At 57.9% G+C, this 26,427-nt stretch carries 23 protein-coding genes; 15 read left to right on the top strand and 8 right to left on the bottom strand.

Annotation, left to right across the window (positions count from 1 at the left end):
- Positions 1 to 21: 21 nt before the first annotated feature.
- Positions 22 to 1,371, bottom strand: a complete 1,350-nt coding sequence (locus NOR51B_RS13340; RefSeq protein ID WP_009021090.1) for an MFS transporter — start codon at positions 1,369 to 1,371, stop codon at positions 22 to 24.
- A gap of 139 nt (positions 1,372 to 1,510) precedes the next feature.
- Here NOR51B_RS13340 and NOR51B_RS13335 point away from each other — a divergent pair, with 139 nt between their 5' ends.
- Positions 1,511 to 2,233 (top strand): SDR family NAD(P)-dependent oxidoreductase, encoded by a 723-nt coding sequence (locus NOR51B_RS13335; RefSeq protein WP_009021252.1) that lies wholly within the window; start codon positions 1,511 to 1,513, stop codon positions 2,231 to 2,233.
- Positions 2,234 to 2,368: 135 nt separating this feature from the next.
- Positions 2,369 to 2,941 carry a YSC84-related protein gene (locus NOR51B_RS13330; protein WP_009019793.1) on the top strand — a complete coding sequence of 191 codons (573 nt, stop codon included), beginning with the start codon at positions 2,369 to 2,371 and terminating at the stop codon, positions 2,939 to 2,941.
- A gap of 40 nt (positions 2,942 to 2,981) precedes the next feature.
- Here NOR51B_RS13330 and NOR51B_RS13325 read toward each other — a convergent pair whose 3' ends face one another.
- The gene (locus tag NOR51B_RS13325) at positions 2,982 to 4,196 is read right to left on the bottom strand and encodes a saccharopine dehydrogenase family protein (protein ID WP_009021065.1); all 1,215 of its coding nucleotides are present in this window, start codon (positions 4,194 to 4,196) and stop codon (positions 2,982 to 2,984) included.
- Positions 4,197 to 4,370: 174 nt separating this feature from the next.
- Between NOR51B_RS13325 and NOR51B_RS13320 the strand changes: the two genes are divergently transcribed.
- Positions 4,371 to 5,576 carry an efflux RND transporter periplasmic adaptor subunit gene (locus NOR51B_RS13320; protein WP_040482137.1) on the top strand — a complete coding sequence of 402 codons (1,206 nt, stop codon included), beginning with the start codon at positions 4,371 to 4,373 and terminating at the stop codon, positions 5,574 to 5,576.
- A 9-nt stretch (positions 5,577 to 5,585) separates the two neighbouring features.
- Complete coding sequence (locus NOR51B_RS13315) at positions 5,586 to 8,735, top strand: efflux RND transporter permease subunit (RefSeq protein WP_009019873.1); 3,150 nt, start codon at positions 5,586 to 5,588, stop codon at positions 8,733 to 8,735.
- Here NOR51B_RS13315 and NOR51B_RS13310 read toward each other — a convergent pair.
- Both NOR51B_RS13310 and NOR51B_RS13305 read right to left on the bottom strand, forming a co-directional pair.
- Positions 8,695 to 10,212: an oligopeptide:H+ symporter gene (locus NOR51B_RS13310; protein WP_040482136.1), complete on the bottom strand. Its 1,518-nt coding sequence runs from the start codon at positions 10,210 to 10,212 to the stop codon at positions 8,695 to 8,697. The genes NOR51B_RS13315 and NOR51B_RS13310 overlap by 41 nt on opposite strands.
- Positions 10,213 to 10,238: 26 nt before the next feature.
- The gene (locus NOR51B_RS13305; protein WP_009021428.1) at positions 10,239 to 11,201 is read right to left on the bottom strand and encodes a tRNA dihydrouridine synthase; all 963 of its coding nucleotides are present in this window, start codon (positions 11,199 to 11,201) and stop codon (positions 10,239 to 10,241) included.
- 133 nt (positions 11,202 to 11,334) lie between these two features.
- Between NOR51B_RS13305 and accA the strand changes: the two genes are divergently transcribed.
- The 11 genes from accA to NOR51B_RS13250 all read left to right on the top strand — a co-directional run bounded on the left by accA (position 11,335) and on the right by NOR51B_RS13250 (position 21,492).
- A complete protein-coding gene (accA, locus tag NOR51B_RS13300; protein WP_009019142.1) occupies positions 11,335 to 12,282 on the top strand; it encodes an acetyl-CoA carboxylase carboxyl transferase subunit alpha in 948 nt (315 codons plus the stop codon).
- 16 nt (positions 12,283 to 12,298) lie between these two features.
- Positions 12,299 to 13,618 carry a tRNA lysidine(34) synthetase TilS gene (gene tilS / locus NOR51B_RS13295; protein ID WP_326544579.1) on the top strand — a complete coding sequence of 440 codons (1,320 nt, stop codon included), beginning with the start codon at positions 12,299 to 12,301 and terminating at the stop codon, positions 13,616 to 13,618.
- A gap of 132 nt (positions 13,619 to 13,750) precedes the next feature.
- Positions 13,751 to 15,385: a CTP synthase gene (locus NOR51B_RS13290; RefSeq protein ID WP_040482638.1), complete on the top strand. Its 1,635-nt coding sequence runs from the start codon at positions 13,751 to 13,753 to the stop codon at positions 15,383 to 15,385.
- Entirely contained in the window at positions 15,385 to 16,242 is an 858-nt protein-coding gene (gene kdsA / locus NOR51B_RS13285; protein WP_009021417.1) for a 3-deoxy-8-phosphooctulonate synthase, read from the top strand. Before NOR51B_RS13290 ends, kdsA begins: the two co-directional genes overlap by 1 nt.
- Positions 16,243 to 16,271: 29 nt before the next feature.
- The gene (gene eno / locus NOR51B_RS13280; RefSeq protein WP_009020418.1) at positions 16,272 to 17,561 is read left to right on the top strand and encodes a phosphopyruvate hydratase; all 1,290 of its coding nucleotides are present in this window, start codon (positions 16,272 to 16,274) and stop codon (positions 17,559 to 17,561) included.
- A gap of 1 nt (position 17,562) precedes the next feature.
- Complete coding sequence (gene ftsB / locus NOR51B_RS13275; protein ID WP_009020492.1) at positions 17,563 to 17,859, top strand: cell division protein FtsB; 297 nt, start codon at positions 17,563 to 17,565, stop codon at positions 17,857 to 17,859.
- Positions 17,852 to 18,556: a 2-C-methyl-D-erythritol 4-phosphate cytidylyltransferase gene (gene ispD, locus NOR51B_RS13270; RefSeq protein WP_230198474.1), complete on the top strand. Its 705-nt coding sequence runs from the start codon at positions 17,852 to 17,854 to the stop codon at positions 18,554 to 18,556. Before ftsB ends, ispD begins: the two co-directional genes overlap by 8 nt.
- Positions 18,556 to 19,035 carry a 2-C-methyl-D-erythritol 2,4-cyclodiphosphate synthase gene (gene ispF, locus NOR51B_RS13265; protein ID WP_009019435.1) on the top strand — a complete coding sequence of 160 codons (480 nt, stop codon included), beginning with the start codon at positions 18,556 to 18,558 and terminating at the stop codon, positions 19,033 to 19,035. The genes ispD and ispF overlap by 1 nt, the downstream gene beginning before the upstream one ends.
- Before the next feature lie 23 nt (positions 19,036 to 19,058).
- Positions 19,059 to 19,691, top strand: coding sequence for a protein-L-isoaspartate(D-aspartate) O-methyltransferase (locus NOR51B_RS13260; protein ID WP_050759540.1), 633 nt, complete (start codon positions 19,059 to 19,061; stop codon positions 19,689 to 19,691).
- Complete coding sequence (locus NOR51B_RS13255) at positions 19,688 to 20,617, top strand: DUF368 domain-containing protein (protein ID WP_009019518.1); 930 nt, start codon at positions 19,688 to 19,690, stop codon at positions 20,615 to 20,617. Before NOR51B_RS13260 ends, NOR51B_RS13255 begins: the two co-directional genes overlap by 4 nt.
- Positions 20,614 to 21,492, top strand: a complete 879-nt coding sequence (locus NOR51B_RS13250) for a peptidoglycan DD-metalloendopeptidase family protein (protein ID WP_009020637.1) — start codon at positions 20,614 to 20,616, stop codon at positions 21,490 to 21,492. Before NOR51B_RS13255 ends, NOR51B_RS13250 begins: the two co-directional genes overlap by 4 nt.
- A 2-nt stretch (positions 21,493 to 21,494) precedes the next feature.
- Here NOR51B_RS13250 and fdxA read toward each other — a convergent pair whose 3' ends face one another.
- From fdxA to NOR51B_RS15465, 4 genes are all read right to left on the bottom strand, one after another.
- Positions 21,495 to 21,818 (bottom strand): ferredoxin FdxA, encoded by a 324-nt coding sequence (fdxA, locus tag NOR51B_RS13245; protein WP_009020249.1) that lies wholly within the window; start codon positions 21,816 to 21,818, stop codon positions 21,495 to 21,497.
- A gap of 72 nt (positions 21,819 to 21,890) precedes the next feature.
- Complete coding sequence (gene mutS / locus NOR51B_RS13240) at positions 21,891 to 24,452, bottom strand: DNA mismatch repair protein MutS (RefSeq protein ID WP_230198473.1); 2,562 nt, start codon at positions 24,450 to 24,452, stop codon at positions 21,891 to 21,893.
- Between the two features lie 523 nt (positions 24,453 to 24,975).
- Complete coding sequence (locus tag NOR51B_RS13235) at positions 24,976 to 25,680, bottom strand: DUF3313 family protein (protein WP_009021560.1); 705 nt, start codon at positions 25,678 to 25,680, stop codon at positions 24,976 to 24,978.
- Between the two features lie 564 nt (positions 25,681 to 26,244).
- Entirely contained in the window at positions 26,245 to 26,388 is a 144-nt protein-coding gene (locus NOR51B_RS15465) for a hypothetical protein (RefSeq protein WP_009021027.1), read from the bottom strand.
- Between the last annotated feature and the right edge of the window lie 39 nt (positions 26,389 to 26,427).

Below are 26,427 nucleotides of genomic sequence, written 5' to 3'. Positions count from 1 at the left end.
CTGCGCCGACAGTTATGGGGGTTATCGAAAATCGGTTTCCCTGGCTCTTTCTGCAATCTCGGGTGCACTAACGTCGACATTCTCCTCAGCCACTTCTGCGGCATCGTAAGTCGAGAGCGGCTCATGCGCGGCTTCGATGGGGTGGGACATGTCTTCGGTGCTACGCGGATCGATCTCGAAGCTCGCGGGAACCGTTTCTACACCGACCGCGATAAATGATCCCTGGACCGCTGCCGCGACCGCGGTTTCAGACCTCGGCTGCAGAACAATATACAGTCCAAACAGTACACTGAGGATGCTCAAGCTTGAAAACAGCGCCTGTGGACCGAATTGATTCATCAGGGGACCAACCGCCAAGGGGGCCAGAGCGGCGCCCAATGCATGCAGCAGCAGCACGGAAGAACCAATCAGTACAAACTCATCCCGTTCGGAATTATCCGATGCTTTCGCCAGGGAAAGGGGGTATAACGCGTTGGCGCTCGCTCCAAAACAACCGGCAAAGGCAATCAACCAGAACTTCGAATCCTGGAACGCCAGCAGGAGACTCGAAGCCGCTGTGAGCAGACACAGCGCCGCCAGTATGTAGCGGCGATCAATACGATCGGAGAAAACACCGATCGGGTATTGTCCCAGCGCGCCCCCTGCAACACAGGCCGTAATGAATAGCGGGGCAAAGGATGACTCGCCCGACATGTTCAGCGCATAAACGGCGCCGAGACTCCAGAAACTTCCCATGACCAGACCCGAAACCAGTCCCCCGGCAAACGCGGTACGGGAACGGCGATAGAGCAGCATAAAGCTTAGTCGGGTTCTCGAAATCGGTGCGGGGGCGAGAGACCGCGTCAGGCTCACGGGGACGATTGACAGCGCGAGGATAATACCGAGGATGATGAAGGGCGTTGAGGAACTGATCGGTGCCAGGTTGACGAGTAACTGTCCGGCGACCATCGCCGAAAGTGCCAGGAAGGTATAAATAGCGAGCACCCGACCCCTTGCGCTCATCGGCGTCTGGTCGGTGAGCCAGCTTTCAATCACGGTGTAGGCGCCACACATCATCACGCCAATAACGAAGCGCAGCACCAGCCATAGCCACCACTGGGTAAAGACATCGAGCAGCAGCATTGAGGCCAGGAACAGCGCGACCAGGGCCGCAAAACACCGTATATGACCGACCCGGGCGATAATATGCGGATTGATAAAACAACCGGTCATAAAGCCTGCAAAATACACCGAACCCGTCAATCCGATTTGTGTGGCGCTGAAGCCATTTTCTGCCGCCCTGAGGGGCAGTAGTGTGTAGTGGAGCCCGTGACCGGTTACCAGCAGGGCCGTCGAGAGCAGCAGTGCGAACAGAGAGCGAAATTCAGTCATCGGGATCGCCAGTGGGCTAAACCGCGGAGTGTGGCAGCGCGCGCTTTTTTCGAAAAGGAGAAAACGTCACTATTTGTTGCCTTTGTGGATGTTACCGGAAGAGCGTCGATGGCACTGCGCCTGTTAAGGAGACTGTTAGATGACACAAGCTGATCCCCCCAAAGTCGTTATCGTCGGCGCCAGCAGTGCGATAGCGGCAGCGATTGCCGAGCGTTCCCGTCAGCGTGGAGACCGGGTACATACGGTGTCCCGTCGCGATCGGGCTCCGGTGGCAGAGGGGGTTCACCATGTCTGCGATAATTCTCCGGAACAGATCGCCAGCGTCGTAAGCTCCATTATGGCGGCTCCGGGTTTTCTGCAGCGTCTGATTATCTGCAATGGTGTCCTGCATGGCGAGGATTTTCGCCCTGAGCGATCGATGCGGGAACTCGAGGCGGGGGTCATGTCAAAGGTATTGGCGGTCAATGCGGTGCTTCCTATGCAGTGGTTGGCCGCTTTTGCGCCGCACTTGAAAAAGGCGCCGCACCCCCGCGTGGTGGCCTTTTCGGCTCGAGTGGGCAGCATTGGCGATAACAATCTCGGCGGGTGGTACAGCTATCGGGCCAGCAAGGCCGCGCTCAATATGATGTTGCGGAGCGCCGCCATTGAACTGTATCGCGGCAATAAGCAGGCGGCCATCATCGCCTTCCACCCGGGTACGGTCGATACGGGTTTGTCCAAGCCTTTTCAGGGCAGTGTTGCCAGCGAGAAGCTTTTCGAGCCTGATTTCGTGGCGCAGCGACTGCTGGAGGAGTTGGATGCCACGGCGCCGTCAGCCGACCTGAAATTTCTCGACTGGGCGGGAAAGCCCATTCCCTGGTGATGTCCAACCGGGTTCGTTGATGTAGTATTCGCGCGTCCCTGGGGGGTGAACTAACGGAAAAAACGCTGTCAAACCCCCCAGTCTTTGTATCAATCATAGGCGCTACCGCGCAAAACCATCGAAAAAGGAAATACGATGAAATCAATACTTCGCTCTTTGTGTGTCACCAGTCTCGTACTGTTGGCCATACCCTCGATGGCCGAGGAGTCTTACGAGGAGATCGTCGAGCGCTTTGCAAAAGCCGGCGCCCGTGAATACGTGAATACGGCATTCGGTTATGCGGTTTTTCCGACTATCGCCAAGGGCGGTTTTGGTATCGGTGGCGCCTACGGAGAGGGTCGCGTGTTCCGGCAGGGGGTAATGGTGGGCTCCGCCGACGTCGGCCAGGTCTCAATCGGTTTTCAAGCGGGCGGGCAGGCGTTCAGTCAGATTATATTTTTTGAGAATAACAGTGCATTTACAGCATTTACCTCAGGTAATTTCGAGTTTGGTGCGCAGGCCAACGCCGTCGCTCTGACGGCCGGCGCGTCGGCCGAAGCAACCACAGGTGGTGGTGCGGCATCTTCGCTCTCTGGCGGCAAGAACGATGCGAAATTGGGACACGCGGGTTACCGAAAGGGTATGGCGGTGTTTACGATTGCCAAGGGTGGCCTGATGTTCGAGGCTTCTATTGGTGGTCAGAAATTCAATTACGAACCCCTGAACTGAGGGTCCCGGGCACGCCTTTCGCCTGGTGCAGTGATCTGTCTCAGGCGAGATCGACCGCCTCAAAGGTAACGTTGACGCCAGCGAGGCGACGAACAAAGTTATTCCCCAGTGCTGTAGCCGGTGTCCATACACCACCACCTACCGGGCTTTCGTCGTTGGCGAGGCAAAGTGCCGCCTGCGCCAACATTCTGGATGTGGCACCGTAGCCCGGATCACGTTTCCCGAACACCTTAATGCGAACGTCTTTTTCGGGATCTTCCGGATGTTGCGCATGGGCGAAGAACTCGAAAAAGCCCGTTTCGCGCGCTTTCGGCCCAGGCCCTTCACCCGGTGCGGGGAGAAACCGCTCGAGAAGCCCGCGCGCTGGTTTGAAACTGGCGGCAGCAAAAAAGGCCCCGAGAGCGCTGGCAAGAATCACCGCCCGGCCTCGGGTTTTACACAGCTGAGCTTCGTCGTACTGAAAATCCTCGCCGTAGGGAAAACCCGCCAGAGCGTTGGAACGACGGACGATACGAGCATTGATCATGGCCATGACGAACGGTCCGGTCCAACTGTCAAATTTGTCATCCCAACGCGGCGTCATTTGGTCGCTGCGATCGGGTCCCGGTTTGGCGCCTGGCGGGTAAAGCGAGTACGGGTCGCGGACCGCTTTTCTGGCGCTGGTATCTGTTTTTGCCTGGTCCATTACGTTCATCATGCTGGCTACGGTACCGCCACTGGCGGTCCCTTTCGAGCGTCCCATGCGCCCCCTTATCGCGCGGGCGTGGACGCCGTGTCTTTCGTACATTGTCTGCTGGGCAACCATGACTGACAGATCGGAGGGAATGGAATCGAAACCGCAACAGTGAACAATTCTGGCGCCGGACTGCTGTGCCGCAGCATTTAGCGGCGCGAATAGCTGTGCCATCCAGGGTACCTCGCCGCACAAGTCGCAGTAATGGGTCCCCATTTCGGCGCAGGCTTTGACCAGTTCACTGCCATACAGGGCATAGGGCCCTACCGTGGTGCAAATGACCCGGGTGCTGTCAGCGAGCTCGCGCATCGCCGATGGATCGCCACTGTCGGCGACAATCAGGGGTAAATCCTTAAGCCCCAGCGCGTTGCGCACGGTTTCCAGCTTTTCTTTGGAGCGACCGGCGATAGCCCAGCTCACCGTCTCGTCCTGATGACTCAAGTACTCAGCGACAAGCCCCCCGGTAAAGCCGGTGGCCCCAAACAGGACGATATCGAATTTTCTCTGCTGATTAGCGGCCACACTGTGCTCCGTAGTTTCTGGGGTTTGCCGCGACGCGCCGTCGGTAATTGTTCGCCGCCCCGCCCTGAATCAAGGATTCCCTGATATTCTACCGCACTTAAAAATACCGAAGCCCGCCGCGGGAGGGTTTGGCCAGAAGGCCCAGTGGTTTTGGTGTTGAAACGGGGAGTAGTAATGACCAACCTTTTAAAACGACTGGCACTACCCGGTTTGGTGTTGTGCGCAGGCGCTGGTATTTACCTGGCATTGCAGGCGACAAAGCCAGTTCCGGAGGAGAAGGGCGCCGAGCTTAGGGGAACCGCGGTCTTTGTCACCCCCGCGGTGGCTGAAGTCGCGCAGCTTACGGTCGAAACTCAAGGTAACGTTCGTCCACGTTTTTCGGCGGAACTGGTTGCGCAGGTAAGCGGGCGTGTTGTCTCGGTCTCGCCGGAATTTATCGAGGGCGGCCGGTTCCTCCCGGAAGAGCCTTTGCTGAGTATTGAGGACACCGACTTTGTCCTCGCTCTCGATGAGGCCAAGGCCCGCCTTGCCGGGGCTCAGGTCGAGTTGGAGCAGGCGCTGGCGGATGCCGACGTGGCGCGCAAACAACTCGCTGGACAATCCAACCCCAGTCCACTGGCTCTGAAGAAGCCGCAGGTTGCCCAGGCCCGCGCCTCCCTGAAGGCCGCGGAGGCAGCGCTTTCACTGGCGCAAACCAACCTTGAGCGCACCCGATTGTCGCTCCCCTTCGCGGGGCGGATTGCCAGTACCGAAGTTGATCTCGGGCAATTTGTGACAGCCGGGACGCGAGTCGGTACCGCGTTCGGCACCGATCGGGTGGAGGTGCGATTACCCATGACCGATAGCCAGCTCGCCGCCCTGGGCGTGCCCATTGGTTTCAGCGCTGGGGATTCTGAAGACGGATTCCCGGTTGATTTCAGTGCCAGGGTCGCCGGTGAGACCCACCACTGGACAGGATGGGTGAGACGTTTGGATGCGTTTATCGACCCGACCACACGGACTGTTTTTGCCACCGCCGAAGTTGATAAACCCTATGATGCAGGAGGCGCGGCCTCTGATATGCCGCTGGCCATTGGCCTTTTTGTTGATGCCCGCATCGCGGGTCGTATGGTGGAGGATGCGATACGTATACCCGCCGCAGGCTTGCGTGCCGGAGATCAGGTTTACGTCCTGAACAAGGAAGGTCGACTGGAGATACGTGATGCATCCGTGGTTTATCTTAATAGCGAGGGCGCGATACTCGAGGACGGGGTATTGGCTGGAGAGATGATTGTCACCTCGGCCATCCGCAATGCGATTCCCGGTATGAAGCTCGAGTTGATTAGCGACTCTGAGGAGCAGCCGGTAGGAGACGAGAGTTTCCTTGGACAGAAGGGTTAAGGGGCTTTTATGCAGGGATTGATTGCCTGGTGGGTACGTAACCCGGTCGCGGCCAATTTGCTCATGCTCGGCATTCTCCTATCGGGAGTGCTCGGCCTTATCAATATCGAAAAGGAAGCCTTTCCCGCGATTGCGCCCGATCGGGTATCGATCAATGTAATCTGGCCAGGGGCCTCACCTCAGGAGGTGGAGCAACAGGTTCTGCAGCGCATTGAGGAATCACTGGAGGATATCAGCCAGGTTTACCGATTTAATTCCACGGCAAGCGAGGGCAGCGCCTATGTCGAGGTCGAAACACTCCCTGGCGTCGATATCAACGGCTTCGTCAACGAAGTAAAGGGCGCGGTTGATTCCATCAATTCCTTCCCCCGCGACATCGAAAATCCCCGGGTCAGGCGCACCGAATGGCGCAACGATATGATTTATATCTCGATATCCGGAGATATTGGTGAGCGCGCCCTGTCGCGACTCGCGGAAGATCTGCGCGAGGAAGTCGCAGCACTGCCCTATACCTCTAAGGTAGAAATGTGGGGTGGCCGCACGGAGGAGGTGACCATTGAGTTGTCAGAACGCGCCATGCGCAGTTATGACCTGACGTTCAGTGAGGTTGCCGATGCCATTCGCGATAGTTCGCTCAATGTATCGTCGGGATCGGTAAGAACGCCAACCGGCGATATCCAGCTTCGAGCGCTTAACCTGGCGGACAATGAAGATGACTTCGAGCAAATCGTGGTACGTCAGGACCCTGAGGGCGCGGTGATCAGAGTCGGCGATATTGCGACGGTCATCGATGGATTTCAGCAGGATGAGGTTTACGCGAGCTTTAATGGTACTCCGGGAATCGTTCTGGATGTAAGGGCACTCGACAACATGCAGGTCATGAAGTCGAGCGAGACTATCAAAGAGTGGATCTCGGAGCGTCAGAAAACCTTACCTGATTCGGTGGAGCTGTCGCTCTGGTTTGATACCGCCGACATTTACAGTTCGCGAATGGAGCTGATCACACGCTCTTCGCTGATGGGTTTGGCGCTGGTATTTTTGGTGCTGATCTTAACCCTCAGGCCCAAGGTCGCGATCTGGGTGACCGCAGGTATTGGCATTGCGTTTGTTGGAACCTTCGCACTGCTTCCTGCCAACGACGTGTCACTCAATGTTATTTCGACCTTTGCATTCTTGCTCGTTCTGGGCATCGTCGTTGACGACGCCATTGTGGTTGGCGAAAGTGTGCATCACCACGCGCACAGCGGCATGCCCGGCGAACAGGCGGCGGTTATAGGTACCCTGGCGGTGAGTCGCCCCGTTATTTTTGCGGTGCTTACCACTATCGTCGCTTTTTCACCCTGGCTTTTTCTCAGTGGCGTCGAGGCTCAGATAACACGACAGCTGTCGATTGTGATTACCCTCGCGCTGATCATTTCGCTGATCGAAGCGTTTTGCATTTTGCCCGCGCACTTGCGCCATGTTGAACCGAGACATAATTTACGCGGCCTGGCCAAGCGCCAGCAGGATTTTGCACACTCGATTGTGCGCTTCGCCGAAACGGTGTATCAGCCATTCCTGCGACGAATACTTGTCCATCGCTACACCACGATCGCTATTTTCATAACGGGCTTTGTGATTGCCCTTGGCCTCTTCAATAGCGGTTGGGTTCGTTTCTACTTTTCTCCGCAGGTAGAAAACGAGTCTATTTTTGTCAATGTGACCATGCCGACGGGCGCACCCTACGAACGGTCGCTCCAGGTGCTTCGTCAACTCCAATCGGCTGAGCGACGACTCGTTGAACAGGTAGAGGCCGAGGCTGAGGCGTCGGGAGAGGGCAGTGGTGAGATCATCAGAGGCTGGTTCACCAGTGCCGAGCGCGGCACCGTGATGGCGATTGTCGAGCTGGCACCACCCGAAGTTCGGGACTTGAGTGCCAGGGAGACCGCCGAGCGTTTTCAGGAGCTAATGGGTGAGATTCCTGACGCGGACGAGGTTCGTATTCGCTACACCATCAACGACGATACGGCGGACGTAACGCTACTGCTCCAGCACGATGATTTTGACACGCTAAAATCCGCCAGCGCGATGCTGCAGAGCCATTTTCGAACCTATGACGATGTTTACTTTGTGCGCGATGACCAGCGTGGGGCGGTCAGCGAATTGCACTTTCGTTTGTTGCCCGGTGCTGAGAAACTCGGTATGACACTCGCCGACGTTTCCCAGCAGGTCCGCCAGGCCTATTACGGTGAGGAGGTTCAGCGGCTGCCCCGGGAGTTCGGTGACGTCCGCGTGATGGTGCGTTATCCCGATGAGACCCGGCGTGATCTGCATTCGCTGAGCGATCTCATGATCCGCCTCTCGGATGGGCGGTCGGTGCCTTTATTGTCGGTAGTTGATGTGGCGGTGGGTGAGGGCGTACAACAGATTCGTCGGCGTAACGGTGATCGGATTGTTACAGTGCGAGCCAATGTTGAACCCGACAGTGTGCAGGAAATTTCCCGATCGGTGAACGAGGATTTTGTTCCCCAGCTGCTCGATCGTTATCCCGGACTTCAGGTGTTGAAGGGCGGATCGCAGGAGTCTGAGCAGGAGTTTTTCTCAGAGATTTTTGCGTTATATGTCGTTGCATTGTTCGCGATGTATGCGCTCATTGCGGTGGCATTCAAGTCCTACTCGTTGCCGCTGCTGATCATGACAGCCATTCCCTACGGCTTTATGGGCGCCGTATTCGGACATTTTCTGTTCGATCTCCCGATGGCGCTATTCTCCTACTTTGGAATTGGTGCCGCGGCCGGCGTGGTCGTTAACGACAATCTCGTTCTGGTTGATTACATTCGCCGGCGAGAAGACGACGGTTTAAAACCCCTTGATGCGGTGATGGATGCGGCGGTGAATCGTTTCCGCCCGATCCTGCTAACCACGGTAACCACGTTCGTAGGGCTTATACCGATGATGGCGGAGCGATCGACCAACGCGCAATTCCTTAAACCGGCGGTCTTGTCTCTCGCCTTTGGTGTGTTTTTCGCGCTGTTTGTCAGCCTGTTGATGGTGCCGGCGCTCTACATGGCCGGATGGGATATGAAACGCGGATTCATTGGCCTGAAACAGCGCTTTATGAGCACCAAGAGCGGTGCTGCTATCGAACCCCAGCCATCAGTCGCCGAAGAAGCGGGGTAGCCAGAAACAGGATTGCTGCCGCAATCAACCCGGCAAGCATCAGGTGGCCAAACAGGGTATTGAACCCTTCAAGCTGGCTGACAATACCCTGACCAGCGCGGCCGCTGGTCAGCTGCGCCAGCCTGGCAGCGACCCACGACGAGTAGGCGGTCGCAAGAAACCAGGTGCCCATCATAATCCCGACAACTGACGGGACAGCGAGCTTGGTCACTGCCGACAGTCCAACCGGGCTGAGACACAGTTCGCCGGTGGTGTGCAGCAAATAGGCGAGAATAAGCCACCACGCAGAAACTCGACCCGCCTCATCGGGGAAGTGAGCCCCGACGAGAAGCGCACCAAACCCGAGACCCGCCTGTGCAATACCCAGGGCAAACTTGATCGGTGTCGATGGCTCCCGGTGTCGCGCACCGAGGCGGGTCCACAACAGGGCGAATGCGGGCGCGAGTAGAATGATGAAGAGGGCCCCCGCCGCGCCGAACTGAGACGCCGTAAAGGTTACGCCAAACAGCGTGCGGTCGGTCACTCGGTCAGCATAGAGGGTCATCGACCCCGCCGCCTGCTCAAACAGACTCCAGAAGACCACGGAAAAAACAATCAGAATCACCAGTGCAATCATGCGCCCGCGAGCTTGCTTATCGCAGCGGCGTGCGAGGAACCAGACAAGCCACCCCAGAATACCCACGGAGACGATATTGAGCGCGGCACCTACCGCTGCATTGAACTGAATCAGTTGCCAGACCAGGATGACTGCAACCACGGACGCCACGTAAAGCCACTGCTCCAGTGTTATAGGCCCGAAACGCGTGCGGATCTCTTGTGGATAGGGTGGGTTGCCGTGCCCCTCCAGAAAACGCTGGCCCCAAAGAAAAATCACCAGGCCCAGCAGCATGCCGACACCGGCAGCGCCGAAGCCGTATCGCCAACCATAGGTCTCACCGAGCCAGCCACACAACAGAGTGGCGACGAAAGCGCCGGTGTTAATACCCATGTAAAAAATCGTGAAGCCCGCGTCTCTTCGCGGGTCATTGGTTGCATAAAGCTTACCGACAACCGCAGAGATATTGGGCTTCAAAAAGCCCACGCCCACGACAATAAGCGCCAGCGAGAGGAAAAGTAGTTGTAAAGCGCCCTCGTCGCGTTGGACACCCCCTGTGGACGCAATGGCCGGATGTCCCTCGAAAGCCATCCCGATGTGTCCCATCACCAGGAACGTACCACCGAGGACAACCGCCTTGCGGACGCCGAGATAGCGATCGGCAATCAGCCCGCCGATAACCGGCATGCCGTAGACCAATGAGGCATAGCTACCGAGAACGGCGAGCCCGTCGATATCGCTCAACAGATGGTATTTGGTCAGGTAGAGCAGGAGCAGGTATTTCATTCCATAGAAGGAAAAGCGCTCCCACATTTCGGTCGCGAAACAAATGTACAGGCCCCGCGGATGACCAAAAAGATCAGATACCGGGCTTGTGTTCAAAGCGCGTTGTCCCCGGGGCTCACGGATCAGGCAACCCCGGCGAGCACCGGCGCGCGAAGCGACGCGTCCATTTCCGCGGGGTCCTTGATACGCTTGACCCGCTCAAACAGGGCGGCAGCTTGTGGGTAATGGTGTTTCAGGTACATGAGCCACTGCTTGACCGGATTGACCGCGTGCCGTTCGGAGTAACGATGGGCATTCGTTGTCAGGAATTCCAGTAGTAACGCTTCGATATCGGTCCATTGGAGTACCGGGTAGTCGAGGGCTTCGATCCGGGCCCGGATAGCTAGCCCGAGGTCGGGTCGACACAGCGCCCCCCTGGCGAGCATAAACCGATCGCACCCGGTGACAGCAGCGCATCGATCGACGTCTGCGGGGGACCACAATTCCCCATTGGCAATAACGGGGATCGATGATCGGTTCACCGCGTCTGCAATTCGGTCCCAATAGGCGGGGGGCCGATAGCCTTGTTCGCGAGTCCGTGCATGTATGGTGATTTCACTGACGCCCGAGTCGGCGACGGCATCAACCACATCTTCGAAACCGTCGTCATCAGCGTAGCCCAGGCGGATCTTGGCCGTGACAGGTATCGACGCAGGCACAGTTGCCCGGACCGCCGTACAGATCGCAGCAATCCGCTGGGGCTGTCGCAGCAGAATGGCGCCACCGGAAGATTTGTTGACGGTTTTTGCGGGGCAGCCAAAATTGAGATCGATACCCGGTGCGCCAAGGCGCGCGGCTACCGCCGCGTTGTCTGCCATGAGCGCAGGGTCAGACCCGAGTAGTTGCACGTAAACAGGTATGCCCGCGGCAGTTTTTCCATCCCCCAGGAGCTCCGGTGCGAGGCGGTAGAAAACCCGTTTCGGCAACACGGTTTGGGACACTCGGACAAACTCTGTGACGCAGCGGTTATAACCTCCGATGCGGGTCAGAAGGTCTCGCATGACCGCGTCTATTACACCTTCCATTGGTGCCAGGATGAGTTGCATCGGGATACTGGATGTTATCGACAGCGGTGCAGCGTAGCGTAAAGTGATTCACGGGTCACCGCCTCATAGCTATTGGCGCGCCGCTTTTGTAGACTGTGACCATCGCCACTATCGACAGGATGCCACCGCGGACATGAACCCCAATTATCTGGACTTTGAACAGCCCATCGCCGAACTCGAAGTCAAGATTCGAGAGTTGGGTAACGTCAGTACCGATTCTGATGTCAATCTGGATGATGAAGTCAGTCAGTTGCAGAAGAAGAACGAAGAGCTGACGCGAAAGATCTATTCCAATCTGAGCCCCTGGGACATTGTCCGGGTCGCGCGCCACCCGCTGCGGCCTTATTCGATGGATTACATCCCACGGCTCTTTACTGAGTTTGACGAGTTGCACGGTGATCGCCACTTTGGTGATGACAAGGCAATTGTGGGTGGTGTGGCACGTTTGGACGGGCGTCCTGTGATGGTTATCGGTCAGGAAAAGGGACGTGCCATCAAGGACAAGGTACGCCGAAACTTTGGCATGCCAAAACCCGAGGGCTACCGAAAGGCACTGCGACTGATGCAGTTGGCCGAGCGCTACACAATGCCCGTAATTACCTTAATCGACACGCCAGGGGCCTATCCGGGGATCGATTCCGAGGAGCGCGGTATCTCCGAGGCCATCGCGCAGAATCTGGCGGTCATGTCCAGTTTACGCACGCCCATTGTGTGTGTGGTTATCGGTGAGGGGTCTTCTGGCGGCGCATTGGGTATCGGTGTGGGGGACCACCTGGCGATGCTGCAGTACTCCACCTATTTCGTGATCTCTCCCGAGGGCTGCGCCAATATTATCTGGAAGAGTTCGGAGAATGCGCCCGACGCCGCCGCGGCAATGGGAGTGACGTCGTCGCAACTGCTTGAATTGGGGATTATCGATGCCACCATCGAGGAGCCGCTGGGTGGCGCTCACCGCAATGCCGATGTGATGGCCGATCGTATCCGCGCACATCTGGTCGACCAGGTCGACCGGCTCTGCGATATGGAGATGGAGGCCATGCTTGAGGCGCGCTATCAGCGCTTAATGTCCTACGGAAACTAACGGGGAAAACCCGCTACTGCAGCGTATAGAGCCAGCGCTGCAGGCGCAGCTTTCGGCCCCGGCATGGTGGGTCGCCCTGTCCGGTGGCGCAGACAGCGTTGCCCTTCTCGAACTGCTTTATCAGTGGTGCCGCCTTCGCAAGACCCCGCCGTTACGTGCGCTCCACGTCCACCATGGTCTCGCAGCCGAAGCGGACCAGTGGGCTCAATTCTGTGAGCGTTTCTGTGAAGCGCGCAATATACCGCTCACGCTGACCCGCGTGACCCTGGGCGACGAGTCATCGGCCATCGAGGTGCGTGCACGGGAGGCGCGCTATCGCGCCTTTGATGATGCGGTTGGGCAGGGTGAAGCCCTGTTTCAGGCGCACCATCTTGATGATCAGGTGGAGACGGTGCTGTATCGGCTGCTGCGTGGCAGCGGACCCCGAGGTCTTCGGGGCATTCCGGCCGAGCGCTCCCTGACGCGAGGTAAGGTGGTTCGGCCACTGCTCGATATCGGCCGCCTGGAACTGCTCAATTTTTGCCGTGATGCTCGACTGTCCTTTGTTCAGGATCCGTCAAACGACGATTTTCGGTTTGATCGAAACTACCTACGCCACGCCGTTTTGCCGGTGATTGAGCAGCGATGGCCCGGTTATCGGGCTACCTTGAGTCGCGCAGCGGCTACCCAGAACCTGATGGTCACCTGGCTGGAGGAGGAGGGGCTCCACATTGAGGTCGGGTTGATGGGCGATCCCGGCATCTCATTTGATCGCACGGATTCCGATCCGCAACGCCTGGCGACCCGTCTGCATCACTGGCTGGCGACTGAGGGGCTCTCGGTGCCGGATCAGCGTCGGCTGGTAGAGTTTGCGCGGCAGGCGATGTTTGCCAGAGCAGATCGTCAGCCGCGCTTAGCCCTGGGGCCAACGGTGCTGGAGAGCTGGCGCGGGGTGATTTACTGGCACGCGAGTTCGGTTGACATAGCGCTGCCCAGGCAACTGGTCGCCGGGCAAATCGTAAAAACACCCGTGGGCCGACTGGAATGGAGGAGCGATCCCCTGGGTATTCCCGCGGGTACGCGACTGTCGACAAGGCTGCCAGGGCCCGGCGAGCGCGTCAGGGTTCCGGGAGGTCGGCGGCGAAGCATTCGCAAGCTGCTGCAGGAGCGTGCCGTGCCGCCCTGGTGGAGGGATCAACTGCCGCTTATCGAGTGGGAGGGCAATCCTGTTGCCCTGTTGCCCGTCGGACTGTTGTCTTCGGCTAAGCCCGATATTGAAGCTCTATCCACCGACCCTCTGGCCCCGGTTTGGGTGCCCGATTCAATGCGGCAACTGGGGGGGAGGGTTGTCGATTAAAGGTGGCGGTAAGCACATCTGTCATTGAGGGTATGCCACCGATGCTGGTAGACTGTCCTCCCATCGGACGGAGTGCGCGAGGTTGCCAGACACGGATCTACGCCCCCGGTTTTTAATCTCTTGGTGGGCGGCATGACGCGATACGTTTTCGTTACCGGCGGTGTGGTTTCGTCCTTGGGCAAGGGTATTGCGGCAGCCTCGTTGGCCGCGGTGCTCGAAGCGCGAGGTCTCAAGGTCACACTGCTCAAACTCGATCCTTATATCAACGTCGATCCCGGCACTATGAGTCCCTTCCAGCACGGTGAGGTTTTTGTCACCGAGGACGGTGCCGAAACCGATCTCGACCTTGGGCACTACGAGCGCTTCACCCGCGCGACCATGACGCGCAAAAATAACTTCACCAGCGGCCGTGTCTACGACACGGTACTGCGCAAGGAGCGTCGCGGCGATTACCTGGGCGGCACGGTACAGGTCATCCCCCATGTGACCGATGAAATCAAGCGTCGTGTTATTGAAGGTGCCCAGGGTGCCGATATCGCTGTGGTGGAAGTGGGCGGTACCGCGGGTGATATCGAAAGCCAGCCGTTCCTCGAAGCCGTTCGACAACTGCGGCTCGAGGTCGGGCCCCATCGATTGTTACTCATGCATCTCACGCTGGTGCCCTATATCGCCACCGCCGGAGAGATCAAGACCAAGCCCACTCAGCACTCGGTGAAGGAGCTGCGTTCCATCGGCCTGCAGCCCGATGTTCTGGTTTGTCGCTGCTCGGTGGATGTCGATGAAAGTGCGCGCCGTAAGATCTCCCTGTTTACCAATGTGGAGGAGCGGGCGGTCATCCCACTGCTTGATGCCGATTCTATCTACAAGATTCCGCGGAGTTTGAACAACACGGGTCTTGACGATTTCATTCTTGAGCGTTTTGGCCTCGACTGCCCTCCGGCGGATCTTTCCGAGTGGGATGACGTTGTCGAGCGTGAATTCAGCGAGCGCCATGGTGTTGTGCGCATTGGTATGGTCGGCAAGTATGTTGATCTGGTTGATGCCTACAAGTCGCTCAATGAAGCGTTGGGCCATGCCGGGCTGCAGACGCTATCGCGGGTTGAGATCGATTACATCGATGCCGAAGAAATCGAGCGCCACGGCACCACGCTACTTGAGCACCTCGACGGTATTCTGGTTCCCGGTGGTTTTGGTGATCGGGGAGTCGATGGCAAGATTGCTGCCGTTCGTTACGCCCGGGAGAATGGCGTCCCGTTTCTGGGAATCTGCCTGGGCATGCATGTCGCGCTTATTGAATACGCCCGTGATGTATGCGGCCTGGAAGGGGCGCATTCCACCGAAATGTGCCCGGATACCCCCCACCCGATTGTCGCTCTGATTACCGAGTGGCAAACACCCGATGGGGATGTGGAGGTCCGGGATGAATCCTCCGATAAAGGGGGGACTATGCGTCTGGGTGCCCAGCCCTGTCACCTGGTCGAGGGCACTTTGGCACGGCAGGTTTATGCCAGCGAATCGGTCAAGGAGCGGCACCGGCATCGCTATGAGGTCAATAACAACTACATCGCTACGCTGGAAGAGCACGGCATGAAGATTTCGGGCTGGTCTACCGGTCATCAGCTGGTGGAGATGGTGGAGTTGCCCGATCATCCGTGGTTTCTCGCCTGCCAGTTCCACCCTGAATTCACATCGCGGCCCCGCGGCGGGCACCCTATGTTTACCAGCTATATTGAAGCGGCGTTGGCACATGCCGCGCGCTCTCAATAATGACCGCTCAAGAACGGCGGGTCGCTGTCGCTGATTTTTCGATCGGTAACGATCGACCGCTGGTGCTGATGGGCGGCATCAACGTCATCGAGGATCGGAATTTTTGTCTTGACGTCGCCGACCATTACGTCAAGGTCTGTTCGCGTCTGGGCATACCGCTGATTTTTAAAGCCTCCTACGACAAGGCGAATCGATCATCGATTCACTCGTTCAGGGGGCCCGGGCTGGAATCCGGTCTGGAGACGCTTGCAGCGGTGAAGGCGCGTTTTGGTGTGCCCCTCGTGACCGATGTCCACGCGCCGGAGGAATGTGCACCGGCGGCCTCGGTGTGTGACGTAATTCAACTGCCCGCGTTTCTGGCCCGCCAGACCGATCTCGTTGCGGCGATGGCCGCCACAGGCGCCGCCATCAACATTAAAAAGCCACAGTTCCTGAGCCCGGAACAAATGCAGAACGTGGTCGAAAAATTTCGAGAGTGCGGCAATGACCGGTTGATGATTTGCGAACGCGGCAGTAATTTTGGTTATGACAATCTGGTTGTCGATATGCTGGGGTTTGGTGTGATGCGCCGCGTCACGGGCGGCGTGCCGATGATCTTTGATGTGACCCACGCGCTGCAGCGCCGGGATCCCGGAGAGAAGGCGTCCGGCGGTCGCCGGACTCAGGTGATGGAGTTGGCGCGAGCCGGTGTTGGTGCCGGCGTGGCGGGGTTGTTTCTCGAAAGCCACCCGGATCCGGATCGCGCGCGCTGTGATGGTCCGAGCGCCTTGCCACTGGCGTTGCTGGAACCCTTCCTCGAGCAGCTCAAAGCGCTTGATGACCTGGTTAAATCCCAGCCCAAACTACATATTCCCTGATTTTTTACGTCTTTTTGAGGAGATAAGCTGTGAGTGAAATCGTCGACGTTCGTGCTTTTGAGGTGCTCGATTCGCGCGGTAATCCGACAGTGATGGCCGAGGTCACCCTTGCCGATGATTCAATGGGCACGGCATGTGCACCCTCGGGTGCGAGCACGGGTACTCGAGAGGCACTGGAGTTGCGCGATGGCGATCCCGAGCGCTATTTGGGTAAAGGCGTCCTCAATGCGGTTGCCAATGCCAGTGGCCCTATCCGCGAACTTCTGGTGGGTCACGACGCGCTGGATCAAAGGGGCGTCGATAAGCGCATGATTGAGGCCGATGGCACAGAAAATAAGGCTAAATTCGGCGCCAACGCCATTTTGGCGGTATCACTGGCCAACGCCAAGGCCGCCGCACTCTCTCAAAATATGCCGCTTTATCAGCATATCGCCCAATTGTCGGGCACCACGAAACTGTCGATGCCGGTTCCGATGATGAACATTCTTAATGGTGGCGAGCACGCCGATAACAATGTCGATATTCAGGAATTCATGATTCAGCCGGTGTCAGCGGATAGCTTCGCGACGGCCTTGCGTATGGGTGCCGAGATATTCCAGCACCTCAAGAAAGTGCTGTCCAAAGCGGGTCTGTCGACTGCGGTGGGTGATGAAGGCGGTTTTGCACCCAACCTACCGTCCAACGCCGCAGCCCTTGAGATCATCGCGGAGTCCGTGGCGGCGGCGGGATATGTACTGGGCGAGGATATTACGCTGGCACTGGATTGTGCCGCTTCAGAATTCTACAACGATGGGGTCTATGATTTGAAAGGAGAGGGCAGGACCTTCTCCAACGCCGAGTTCAGTGATTACCTGGCCGATCTCGTTGACAACCACCCCATTATCTCCATCGAGGACGGACTGGATGAGTCCGATTGGGAGGGGTGGGCCATTCTTACCCGAAAGCTGGGTAAACACGTGCAACTGGTGGGTGATGATTTGTTCGTCACCAACACAAAGATTTTAAAACGCGGTATCGACGAAGGTATCGGTAATTCGATTCTGATCAAGTTCAATCAGATTGGTTCGCTGTCCGAGACTCTTGATGCGATTGCGATGGCGAAAGTCGCTGGATTTACTGCGGTCATCTCACACCGCTCGGGTGAAACCGAAGACGCGACGATTGCGGATCTCGCCGTGGGAACCGCAGCAGGACAGATCAAAACCGGCTCCCTGTGCCGCTCTGACCGAGTGGCCAAATACAACCGTCTGCTGCGCATTGAAGCGGAGTTGGGCTTGACGGCGTCCTATCGCGGCCGCGCAGAGTTCCTCCAGGGTTAATATGCGATGGTTATTGGGGGTTCTTGTCGCCCTGCTCGTGTTGCTTCAGTACCGTCTTTGGCTCGCCGAGGGTGGCATCGCTGAGGCGACTCGTTTGAGGCAGCAAATTGCTGAAGAGCAGGCGCGCAATGCGGAGATTCAATTGCGTAACGACGCACTCGAAAAGCGGGTCCTCGAGTTACAGAGTGGCAACAAGGTGATCGAGCAACGCGCCAGGGAAGATCTGGGTCTGGTTCGCGAGGGCGAGCGCTACTATCAGTTTGCCGAACCACTGCCGGGCGGTGATGCCCGTGAGTGACCTGTGGGCTGTGGTACCGGCCGCGGGTACCGGAGTCCGCCTGGGCGCGGATATCCCCAAGCAATACCTGACCCTGGCGGGTCTGCCGATGATCGAGCATACCCTGCGAGCGCTGCTGGCCAATGACCAGATTCGGGCCGTGGTGGTTGCCGTTGATCCCGCCGATACCCTGATTGATACGCTGCCATCGGCTACCGATCGCCGCGTTATTATTGTTCATGGCGGGCAGGAGCGCAGTCACTCGGTGTTAGCCGCGCTGGATACGGTCGCAGAGCTGGGCAAGTCCGGGGATTGGGTGTTGGTGCACGATGCGGCACGCCCCTGTCTCCCTCGATCCGCATTGGATCGATTGATTGCTGCTGCGCGCTCAAGCAATACGGGATCCATTCTTGTCAGTCCCGTCGACGATACGCTAAAGCAGGTCAATGCCGAGGGCGAGGTAATTGCTACCGTCGATCGCGAGGCGATGCGACGCGCGCAGACGCCGCAGATGTTCCCGCTCGGTGTCCTGCGCGCATCGATTGCGGAGGCACTGGCCGCCCATTATTCGGTGACTGATGAGGCCTCGGCCATGGAGTTTGCTGGACACCCGGTGGCGACGGTGCCGGGACCACGCTGCAATATTAAAGTCACGGTTGCTGAGGATGTCGCTCTCGCTGAGTGGTACCTCACCACTACCGAGCGAGGGCTTCAGTAATGCGAATTGGTCATGGTTTTGATGTCCATGCTTTTGGCCAGGGCGATCATGTGGTTTTGGGCGGCGTGCGGATTGCCAATGACGCGGGCCTTGTCGCCCACTCGGATGGCGATGTGGTTCTGCATGCGCTGATCGACGCGTTACTGGGCGCTGCCGCTCTCGGGGATATTGGGAAGTTGTTTCCCGATACGGACGCTGCCTACGCCAATGCCGATAGCAGACAACTGCTGCGGGATGTGGTCTCGCGGTTGCAGCAGAAGGGTTTGCGTGTGGGTAACGTCGATATCACGGTGATTGCCCAAAAGCCGCGATTGGCAGCCCACGTTACCGCCATGGTCAACGCTATCGCTCGTGATCTTGAGGTCGGCGAAGGTGCAGTCAATGTCAAAGCGACCACGACGGAACAGCTGGGCTACATTGGCCGCGGTGAGGGCATTGCTGCCCACGCCGTCGCACTGTTGCGAACCGAGGGCAAGTGACGGTGGATCGCAGGGGCATTGGCATGACCTCGAAACGGACCCGAGAGCGCTTGATTCAGCGCCTCATGGACCAGGGTATCAAAGATTACTCGGTGCTCGATTCAATTCGCGAAACACCGCGACACCTGTTTGTCGATGAAGCGCTGGCGCATCGGGCCTATGAAGACACCGCGTTACCGATTGGCTTCAACCAGACGATCTCCCAGCCCTATATTGTCGCGCGGATGACCGAACTTGCGATCGCCCATGGCAAACCTGAAAAAGTACTGGAGATCGGCAGCGGCTCCGGTTATCAGACGGCGGTTATCGCGCCGCTGGTGGGGCAGGTCTATGCGCTGGAGCGCATCCGCGGTTTGCTGGAAAAATCGCGAGCCCGGATTCGGGAGCTGCGTCTGCGCAATGTCCAGTTGCGCCATGGTGATGGCCTGGTCGGGTGGGCCAAGGAAGCACCCTTCGACGTCATTATTGCCGCGGCGGCACCCGAACGTATCCCCGGGGAGTTGCTCGAACAGTTAGCCCCCGGCGGCCGTCTGATCCTGCCCGTGGGTGGCGTGAAACAGTCCCTGGTGGTAATCGACTCAACCGAGGAGGGACTCAAGGAGACCGTTGTTGAACCGGTGACCTTTGTCCCGATGCTGCCCGGCACTCTTCGATGAATCCCCTTGGTATTTTTTGGCGGGGTATGGCGATGGGGGCGGCTGATGTGGTTCCCGGTGTCTCCGGCGGCACCATTGCACTCATTACCGGCATTTATGATCGGCTGATCGCGGCGCTTTCTGCGGTCAACAAAACGTCGGTCAGGCTGTTGCTGCAAGGCCAGTGGCGCCAGCTCTGGCAGCATTTTGATGCCGGGTTTCTGGCGGTTCTTTTTCTCGGCATTGTCACGGCGATCATCACACTCGCCAACGTCATCCATTTTTTGCTCGAGACACACCCGCTGCCGCTGTGGTCGTTTTTCTTTGGGTTGGTTCTGGCCTCTGTTATTCATTTACTGCAAAAGGAGCTTTGGCCAGTGACGCCCGTGTCGCTGGTGTTGGGTGGCCTCGGTGTTATCGTGGCTCTCGCCATTGCGTTTGCGCCGGTCGCCGGTTTCCCGCCCACCTACTGGGGGTTTACTTTTGCCGGGGCACTGGCGATCTGCGCCATGATTTTGCCGGGTATTAGTGGAAGCTTTATTTTGCTGATTATCGGCATGTATGCCCCGGTTATTGAGGCGCTGACGACTCCCGCCATGGGTTATCTCGCCTGTTTTATAGTCGGCTGTACCGTGGGCTTGCTGAGCTTCTCCAAGCTGTTGCATTTTTTGGTGGGGCATTATCGTGCACCGACCATGGCGTTGCTGACGGGGTTTCTGGCGGGGTCTTTGGTGTCCCTGTGGCCCTGGCAAATTCCCACGGTAGTCGTTATGGATCGCCATGGTGAGGACCGGGTGGTTCAGTCCGATCCCGTGTTGCCTTCGACGTTCGCCGACCAGGTGAGTGATCCCACGATACTGTTGTGTCTTGTAGCCATGGTTTTCGGCATTGCCGTCATCGCTTCGGCTACCGTAGCGGACAAATACTCGAGTGCGGCGAGGCCATGACCCGGTACCTGCTGGGATTGATGGGTCTCGGTATTGTGCTGTTCGCGGCCTGTGCCGACCACCCGCCCGCGCCGATTGAGGATCGGAACGCGGTCGCGGCTCCGGTCAAGCAGAACAGAACCGCCACAACCTCGAGCTCGATTGTCGCCGACAAAAAGGTCGCCGCGACAAGCAGCCCTCCGCTGCGGCCTGGTGTTCCCTATCGGGTGGAAAAGGGCGATACGCTGTATTCCATTGCCTTCCGGCTGGGTATCGATTTTCGTCGCCTGGCGGCGGTTAATGGCATCGAGAGTCCCTATGTCATCAATCCGGGTGCGATATTGACAACCGATCTCTCTAAAACCAGGAAAACGTCCGTCGCTGCGAAGCCAGCACCGCAACCCGCGGCCCGACCATCGCCGCCTAAACCCGTCAAGTCGGCCCCCCCAGTGGCAAAAACCCCGGCACCATTGCCGTCGTCAACACCCGCCAGGACTGTGTCCCCCGTGACAGCGGTCAAGCTGGGGCCGGTCAGCACCTGGCGATGGCCGACCAATGGTGGCGTGCAGAGAACGTTTTCAAACAACCTGCACAAAGGCATCGATATTGGTGGGGCTCGCGGGGCGCCCGTTCGCGCGACTGCGCCGGGAGTGGTGGTTTATGCGGGCACGGGCCTCAGTGGCTATGGCGCGTTACTGATCATCAAGCACAACGAGCGATTTCTGAGTGCTTACGGACACAACGACGCAATGCTGGTGAAAGAGGGTGACGGCGTGCGTGAAGGGCAGCAAATAGCCCGAATGGGCAGTACGGGCACCGACTCGGTCAAACTGCATTTTGAGATTCGCCAGGACGGCAAACCGGTCAATCCATTAAAACTACTGCCCGCGCGTTGAGCTCAGCGCTCGAGAAATTGGAGCTTGTCGGGCTTGCCGGCCCAATCTTCCGCGTCTGGGGGAGGGTCTTTCTTTTCGGTGATATTGGGCCAGATATCCGCTAACTCGGCGTTGAGTTCCATGAACTCGGTCTGATCGGCTGGGAGCTCGTCTTCGGAGAAGATCGCGTCAACCGGGCATTCGGGCTCGCAGAGCGCACAATCGATACACTCGTCGGGGTGAATAACCAGGAAGTTCGGCCCCTCGTAGAAGCAGTCCACCGGGCAGACCTCGACACAGTCGGTGTGCTTGCACTTGATGCAGTCCTCGCCAACAACAAACGTCATGAGTGATTTCCTCCAAATTTGAGCCGCGAAGGATACCCTTCTATGGGATTAAAAAAAATGCCTTGGGGCGCTTCACTGATCACTTTTTTCTTTTAGCTTATACAGGAAATCCAGCGCTTCCCTCGGGGTGAGTGTGTCTGGATCGAGCTGCTGAAGCTGTTTGAGCACGGGGTGAGGTTCTCCGCTGAAAAGATCAGTCTGGGCCGGCGGTGGCGTGGGAACCACCGGGGTGGTCGTATCACCACGCTCGAGTGCGGCCAGTTTTTCGGCGGCGTTGGTGAGTACCGGAGCCGGTACGCCGGCCAGTCTTGCGACCTGGAGACCAAAGCTGCGATTGGCGGGCCCTTCCTGTATCTGGTGCATAAAGACCACATGGTCTTCGTGTTCGGTGGCGTCCAGATGAACATTGGCCATACCTGGGCACTGGGTGGGCAGCGCCGTCAGCTCGAAATAATGCGTCGCGAACAGGGTGAACGCCTCAATGCGTTGGGCCAGGTCCAGCGCGGCGGCCCAGGCGATACTCAACCCATCGAAGGTGCTGGTGCCACGGCCGACCTCGTCCATCAACACCAGACTGCGGCGTGTGGCGTTGTGCAGGATATTGGCGGTTTCGGTCATTTCGACCATAAAGGTTGAGCGGCCGGAGGCCAGGTCGTCGGAAGAGCCGATCCGGGTGAAGATTCGATCGAGGGGTGACAGAATCGCTGACGAGGCGGGAACAAAGCTGCCGACGTGGGCGAGCAATGCAATCAGTGCCGTCTGACGCATGTAGGTCGACTTGCCGCCCATATTGGGTCCGGTGATCAGCAGCATTCGCCGTTGGCTGTCGAGGCGGCTATTGTTGGGGATGAATGGGGTTTCGGTGAGTTGCTCCACGACCGGATGGCGTCCGTGGGTGATGTCGAGCACCGGCTGATCCGAAAACTCGGGACGACAGAAATCCAGCGCGAGGCTGCGTTCGGCGAAGCAGGCAAACACGTCGAGATTACAGAGGGCTTCAGCGGTCTGTTGTAATGGCCTCAGCCACTCACCGGTTTTGCTGATCAGTTCTTCGTAGAGCGCTTTTTCCCGGGATAGTGCCCGGCTTTTGCTCGACAGGGCCTTGTCTTCAAATGCCTTGAGCTCGGGGGTGATAAATCGCTCGACGTTCTTGAGTGTCTGGCGGCGGATGTAATGCTCGGGAGCACCATCAGACTGGGCGCGGCTGATCTCAATGTAATAGCCATGCACGCGGTTATAGCCGACTTTCAGTGTGCTGAGCTCGGTCGCTTCGCGCTCTCGCTGTTCGATCTGGAGCAGGTAATCACCGGCATTCTGACTAATGCCCCTGAGCTCATCGAGCTCCGTGTCATAGCCCTCGGCGATAACGCCGCCATCGCGGATCAATACCGGCGGATTGTCAACCAGGGCACGCTGAAGTAGTTCCACCAACTCGGGGTAGTCCGGTAAATGCTCAATGAGACTGTCGATGGCCGGGCAGTCAGGGGGCAGGGTAGTCCGGAGTGCAGGCAGTGCCGCGAGGGTATCGGCGAGTCGCGAGAGGTCCCGCGGTCGGGCAGAACCCAGGGCAACTCGTGCCAGGATGCGCTCCAGATCGGCGATCGGTTTGAGGGCATTGCGGACCGTCTCAAAGCCGTAGTTGCTGCGCAGGGCGTCGATGGCGTCGAAGCGGTGGTTGAGGATTTCAGGATCGCGTACGGGGCGATGCAGCCAACGTCGCAGGTGCCTGGAGCCCATCGCGGTAATCGTGGTTTCGAGGACCGAAAACAGGGTATGGGTCTCGCCGCCGCTGAGGTTGATGTCGATTTCCAGGTTGCGCCGGGTGGCGGCATCAAGAACCACCGTATCGCCGAGGGATTCGGCCTGCAGCCCCTGCAGGTGGGGAAGGCTGCAGCGCTGGGTATCCTTGACGTACTCCAGCAGGCATCCTGCCGCGCGCACGGCCAGTTCCATGTCTTCGACACCGAATCCTCTGAGGTCTCGGGTCTGAAACTGACGATTCAGCATTTCGCGGGCGGCGCTCCCGTCAAAGGCCCAGCTGGGCTGCCTCCTGAGACCGCGTCGATGTTCAATGCCTTCATGGACCGAGTTTTCATCGATAAGCAGCTCCGCCGGGCGGAGCCGCTCGAGTTCGGAGAGCAGTGCGTCGCTGCCCCTGACCTCAGACACCCGGAAGCGTCCGCTACTGATATCGAGCCAGGCCAGCCCATGTGCATCACTCTGGCTGTATACGGCCATGAGCAGCGAGTCATTGCGTGCATCGAGTAGTGACTCATCGGATAGGGTTCCGGGTGTGACGACGCGAACCACCTCACGCGCCACCGGTCCTTTGCTGGTGGCGGGGTCGCCTTTTTGTTCCGCAATCGCGACGGGATACCCCGCACGAACCAGCCGCGCGAGATAATTCTCTGCCGCGTGGTAGGGCACTCCGGCCATGGGAATCGGTTCCCCCGCGGATTTGCCGCGGGCGGTGAGGGTGATATCGAGGACTTTTGCCGCGACCTGGGCATCTTCATAGAACAGTTCGTAGAAATCGCCCATGCGGTAAAAGAGTAGCTCGTTGGGGTGCTGCTCTTTAATGCCCCAATACTGTTGCATCATGGGGGTATGTGACTGGTCTGACGGTCCTGTCATTGCTAGGTTTAAAACCCCGAATAATCCGCTATATCAGTGTGAGGCTGCACTTAATGGGTCCACTGTCTATGTCCCTAACTCCCCAGTTCCTTCTCCGCATTGCACCCATTGGCGTACAAGAAAGTGTAGAAAGCGCAGATTGAAGTTGGCCCGTCACAACATTGATGCAGATTGAATCTACACCACCCGAAAAAATGGGGAGATCTTTAGGCAGCCAGAGCACCCCTTCAGTCAATGCGACGACACGGCCACCACCGAAACCAGGAGCAAGTCTAACAAGGACGGCGGCGCAAAGCCCCCCAACGGCGATCGCAATCAAGAAGATGAAGCTCGGGCGGGGGAGTATGTTCGACCCGTTGTTGATTTGATGACCACATTGGGTACCTGGCAAGGGCGTACCTGCTCGAGATAGCCTTTGATGCATCACCGGTGTTTTTCAGGATAACAGTATCCAATTCCCTGACGGGTTTCTGCGCTTTATGTTTGGCAAGGAGTGATCGGAGAGGCGGTTGACGTCGCCTCCTCAACCTTCATCGCGCGATTTCAGAGCCAGAAGCCCATCATTAATACGCATTGCCCAACTACCGAAGGCCCGGCGCACTTCAGCCATGTTGGTGACCGAGTTATTGATACCCCAGATATTGTGGTCTCCGCGGCGGGCGTCCTTGATCAGTGCAACGATTTCACCGCTGTCTCCATCCATAAACGCGATGGCGATGGAAATACTGCCGGCACCATCGGTGTAGACACGACCTCGAGCGCTGGACCGGGAGGCCATGTCCTCCTTCGGGGCGGATGGCGCTATGCGCGTGATCATGGCGCTGATGATTAGAACATCGTCACCATTGGTGTCTGCGATGGCAAATTCACCTTTCTCGGAAATTTCTCGAGTCATAACCTCAAGGTAGGCGCTCTGTAGAGCCGCTTTGTCTGAATCCGTAAGTTCCCACTCACGATTGTAGCGATTGAGCGTGCCGCTGGAGCTGGGCTGAACGATCTCCACATTATCCAGATTCAGGGGCTGGATGAGCACGCGCTGATAACGGGCGTAGTCTGCTTCAGGGTCAACGTAGGCCAGTCCGGATCTGGCGTTGTCGACTCGGTTAAGATTGCCCATGAGGACTTCGGCGTCTTCACCCGTCTGTATCGTCGGTTCACCTGCGCAGCCCATCAGGATCAGAATGGCGGCAGTGCCGAAGGCGATGAACGTGCGCCTGAGAAAAATCATAGTGTTGCTCCATTGTCCTGATCGCTTGTCATGATCGCCTGTCATGATCGATTTATTGGGTCGCTTTGCCTTGCTACCAGCTCGCAAGATGAAGCGACTGAAAGTGAAAAAAACACCGTGAGAATCTGATGATTCCCGCCCCGTAACGTGAGGATATCCCGTCGACAGGATCGGCTCAATGCACATGATTCTCGTTTTTTAGATGGCCGGCAGGCGCGAAACGCCTGGTAGAGCTGACGATTACACGCTGTAAACTGTCCGGATGATGCGCAGGGGCCCCCAGGTTGAGCTGCAAACGGTTGGTCTAACCCTGCGCTGGGTCACTGAGGCCGATGCGTCTTCGATGCTGGCCATTGTGTCGCCTGACAATAGGCCGTCGCTGCGACTGCTTGAAAGGTTGGGTAATGCAGTTCGAGAGAATGCTGCGCATGCCTGATGACGAAACAGAGGTGGCGCTTTAGGGGACCGCGTTTAAAAGCGCTTCACTGACCTGGATCAAGCGACTGATCCCGGCCGGGAGTAGCCTGCTGCAATCAGTGAATCCGCTAAAAAAAGTGCAGTGATTCAGGCAGAGGTTGGCCGTTTTTCTTTGGGTTGAACACCGCTGACACCGGAAGGAATGGTCGTGATTTTGCCGCCCTCTCGCTTGAACGCCTCAATTTGCTGGTTAAGTTCCTCGCGCGAGAGTTCCTCTTTCTTTTTCGCCATAGTGCGTTGTCTCCTTTATCGGATCTTGATTTGCGAGGC

Origin of the sequence: Luminiphilus syltensis NOR5-1B (assembly GCF_000158175.1) — a bacterium.
Taxonomy (GTDB): domain Bacteria; phylum Pseudomonadota; class Gammaproteobacteria; order Pseudomonadales; family Halieaceae; genus Luminiphilus; species Luminiphilus syltensis.
Note: the sequence above shows the minus strand (reverse complement) of the source record. Positions and strands in the feature narration are given on the sequence as shown.

What these genes read in the sequence shown, in the direction of transcription:
- mutS (WP_230198473.1), bottom strand. Translation starts at nt 24,452, where the DNA reads ATGACAGGACCGTCAGACCAGTCACATACCCCCATGATGCAACAGTAT.
- NOR51B_RS13290 (WP_040482638.1), top strand. Translation starts at nt 13,751, where the DNA reads ATGACGCGATACGTTTTCGTTACCGGCGGTGTGGTTTCGTCCTTGGGC.
- fdxA (WP_009020249.1), bottom strand. Translation starts at nt 21,818, where the DNA reads ATGACGTTTGTTGTTGGCGAGGACTGCATCAAGTGCAAGCACACCGAC.
- NOR51B_RS13315 (WP_009019873.1), top strand. Translation starts at nt 5,586, where the DNA reads ATGCAGGGATTGATTGCCTGGTGGGTACGTAACCCGGTCGCGGCCAAT.
- NOR51B_RS13235 (WP_009021560.1), bottom strand. Translation starts at nt 25,680, where the DNA reads ATGATTTTTCTCAGGCGCACGTTCATCGCCTTCGGCACTGCCGCCATT.
- ispF (WP_009019435.1), top strand. Translation starts at nt 18,556, where the DNA reads ATGCGAATTGGTCATGGTTTTGATGTCCATGCTTTTGGCCAGGGCGAT.
- NOR51B_RS13305 (WP_009021428.1), bottom strand. Translation starts at nt 11,201, where the DNA reads ATGCAACTCATCCTGGCACCAATGGAAGGTGTAATAGACGCGGTCATG.
- NOR51B_RS13335 (WP_009021252.1), top strand. Translation starts at nt 1,511, where the DNA reads ATGACACAAGCTGATCCCCCCAAAGTCGTTATCGTCGGCGCCAGCAGT.
- NOR51B_RS13340 (WP_009021090.1), bottom strand. Translation starts at nt 1,371, where the DNA reads ATGACTGAATTTCGCTCTCTGTTCGCACTGCTGCTCTCGACGGCCCTG.
- NOR51B_RS13255 (WP_009019518.1), top strand. Translation starts at nt 19,688, where the DNA reads ATGAATCCCCTTGGTATTTTTTGGCGGGGTATGGCGATGGGGGCGGCT.
- NOR51B_RS13260 (WP_050759540.1), top strand. Translation starts at nt 19,059, where the DNA reads ATGACCTCGAAACGGACCCGAGAGCGCTTGATTCAGCGCCTCATGGAC.
- kdsA (WP_009021417.1), top strand. Translation starts at nt 15,385, where the DNA reads ATGACCGCTCAAGAACGGCGGGTCGCTGTCGCTGATTTTTCGATCGGT.
- NOR51B_RS15465 (WP_009021027.1), bottom strand. Translation starts at nt 26,388, where the DNA reads ATGGCGAAAAAGAAAGAGGAACTCTCGCGCGAGGAACTTAACCAGCAA.
- NOR51B_RS13320 (WP_040482137.1), top strand. Translation starts at nt 4,371, where the DNA reads ATGACCAACCTTTTAAAACGACTGGCACTACCCGGTTTGGTGTTGTGC.
- NOR51B_RS13330 (WP_009019793.1), top strand. Translation starts at nt 2,369, where the DNA reads ATGAAATCAATACTTCGCTCTTTGTGTGTCACCAGTCTCGTACTGTTG.
- NOR51B_RS13250 (WP_009020637.1), top strand. Translation starts at nt 20,614, where the DNA reads ATGACCCGGTACCTGCTGGGATTGATGGGTCTCGGTATTGTGCTGTTC.
- accA (WP_009019142.1), top strand. Translation starts at nt 11,335, where the DNA reads ATGAACCCCAATTATCTGGACTTTGAACAGCCCATCGCCGAACTCGAA.
- ftsB (WP_009020492.1), top strand. Translation starts at nt 17,563, where the DNA reads ATGCGATGGTTATTGGGGGTTCTTGTCGCCCTGCTCGTGTTGCTTCAG.